The 1,516-nt window shown below is 34.0% G+C and carries 1 protein-coding gene; it reads right to left on the bottom strand.

Features of this window, described 5'->3' with window-relative positions; all coding sequences use genetic code 11:
- Positions 1-42: 42 nt before the first annotated feature.
- Positions 43-1,212 carry a cache domain-containing protein gene (locus H5072_RS19225; RefSeq protein WP_182694478.1) on the bottom strand — a complete coding sequence of 390 codons (1,170 nt, stop codon included), beginning with the start codon at positions 1,210-1,212 and terminating at the stop codon, positions 43-45.
- Between the last annotated feature and the right edge of the window lie 304 nt (positions 1,213-1,516).

Raw genomic sequence — 1,516 nt, 5'->3', positions numbered from 1 at the left:
GCTAAAGTTCTAAAGCTTAGCTAACTTATGAAAGGTATCGAGTTAGTTACTCTTTTCGTTTGACGAATGGAGTGCTTTTTCTACATCAACACCTAAAATCAACACTCCAATATGACTATTATTATCATCTAAAACAGGAAAACTTAGCTGTACTTGAAAATGATGTGTTGATGCATCATATGTAACGCTATCAAAGTTATAGTCGTTTGACTGTTTAAATATTTTAGTAAACTTATTCTCATCTCCTTGCCAGTAATCACTGGTTAACTTACTTATTGCTATATTTTTTCCTTGGCTATCAGTCAATATAAGCTCAGTAACAACACCTTTAAACTGCGATTGCCATTTTTTAAATACCTTAGATAACGGTAAATCAAGCATAGTTAACGCATCAGCATGCCCAACGTGTTTACTTTCTTTTATCCATAGGTGGTCTCGTTTCATAATTTCAGGCTCACTCAAAGGAGACTCATTACTTATTTGAACTTCTTCGACTAAACTAGGTAAGTTTAATAAGGTTTTAGCGCTACTGTAGAGCCTATCAAGTATTTGCGTTTCTTCACTTTTTGATAGTGAAAATGGAGCTTGCGCACAAGTATTTATATTTTCATCGAACTGCTGCATAAATTCAGGAAGGCGTTTGATAAGTGAATGCGAAGCAAATAATCCCAAAGGTACATATCTAAAAAATTCTTTTTGGTACTCGTCTTTATTGATCCCTAGCTTAGAGGCTGCTAATTCAAAATCGTCTAAATCAAGTAGGATTCTATCAATCCGTTTATGGTGCATTACATTTACTATTTCTTCTAATGAATTTACTTCTACCTCAGCAATAATATTCTGAGTTTTAAACAAATTTGCTTGATAACTTCCTCTTACTGCACCATAACGCATTTTATTTTTTGGTTTATTAATGCTCTCTGGGTGAGTGAACCAGTACCAGCTTTCTAAAAAAATGGGGGATGATATACGTCCATAAGCTTTCATTTCAGGCATTAAATGGGTTGTGAAATATCCATCTAAGCGCTCTAACTTTACTTCTCGACGTGCACGTAACCATGGCAAGGTTTGGAGCTGAAAAGGCGCTCCCATTTCAAATAAAATACACTCGACTTGGTTGACTGCATTATTAGGAGCTGTGGTGGGTAAGTTTGTCCCAAACTGGAGAGGCCCAGTTAAACCTAACAAAAGAGTGAAAAGATATGCGGGCATAATCCATTGCTAAATAATGTACAAATTAAAACAAGCATAGTCATGCATATAAAAAAGTATAAATTTTCTTTACAAAATTTTGTACCTTATCAATAGCTTCAATATTTAAATCTATGATTTATTGCTATTAACTTATAAAAAGCACGCTTAAACATTTAAATTAATGCATTTATATCTAGGGTCTGTTTATCTTTGTGGATAAAAATTTGTTCAAACTAGGTGCTATTTAATTGCGGCGCAAGATTTATAAGCTAGTGTGCTCGATAACTGCTCCTGCGTTATTCTAATTGCTTACATCCATGTA

Source organism: Pseudoalteromonas sp. SR45-5 (assembly GCF_014163565.1).
GTDB lineage: Bacteria > Pseudomonadota > Gammaproteobacteria > Enterobacterales > Alteromonadaceae > Pseudoalteromonas > Pseudoalteromonas distincta.
Note: the sequence above shows the minus strand (reverse complement) of the source record. Positions and strands in the feature narration are given on the sequence as shown.